This is a genomic window from Oscillibacter sp. GMB15532, assembly GCF_041020825.1.
GTDB lineage: Bacteria > Bacillota > Clostridia > Oscillospirales > Oscillospiraceae > Oscillibacter.
In genome coordinates this window covers 1-705 of the sequence record NZ_JBEVTO010000017.1, presented here as the reverse complement: position 1 = coordinate 705, position 705 = coordinate 1, and the positions used below count along the sequence as shown (strand labels likewise).

General features: G+C 58.4%; 1 protein-coding gene. It reads left to right on the top strand.

Annotated elements, in window-relative coordinates:
• The coding region (locus ABVS15_RS13550) for a choice-of-anchor D domain-containing protein (protein WP_369284210.1) at nucleotides 1-705 on the top strand (705 nt) is incomplete at both ends.

Below are 705 nucleotides of genomic sequence, written 5' to 3'. Positions count from 1 at the left end.
CACAATGAAACCCTGACCGTAAGCACCAACCACAGCACCAGCGCTACGGTGGAATTGAGTTTTACTGTAACGGCGGCACCGACCTACACCATCACAGCGAATCCGACCAGCAAGAACTTCGGCTCACTGGCAGTGGGCTACAGCGCCCCAGCAGCGCAGACCGTGACCATTACAAACACCGGAAACTCCAGCGTGACGCTGACCCAGCCGAGCAGCACCAACTACACCATCGGCGCACTCAGTACCACCACGCTGGCGGCAGGCGGTACGGCTACCTTTACCGTTGCACCGAAAGCCGGTCTTGCCGTGGGAGCGCACAATGAAACCCTGACCGTAAGCACCAACCACAGCACCAGCGCTACGGTGGCACTGAGCTTTGCTGTAACGGCGGTTCCTACCTACACCATCACAGCCAATCCGACCAGCAAGAACTTCGGTTCGCTGACGGTGGGCTACAGCGCCCCGGCAGCGCAGACCGTGACCATCACAAACACCGGAAACTCCAGCGTGACACTGACCCAGCTGAGCAGCACCAATTACACCATCGGCACACTCAGCACCACAGCACTGGCAGCAAACGGCACGGCCACCTTTACCGTTACGCCGAAAACCGATCTTGCAGTGGGGAATTATAATGAAACCCTGACCGTAAGCACCGACCACAGTACCAGTGCTACGGTGGCACTGAGCTTTGCTGTAACGGCG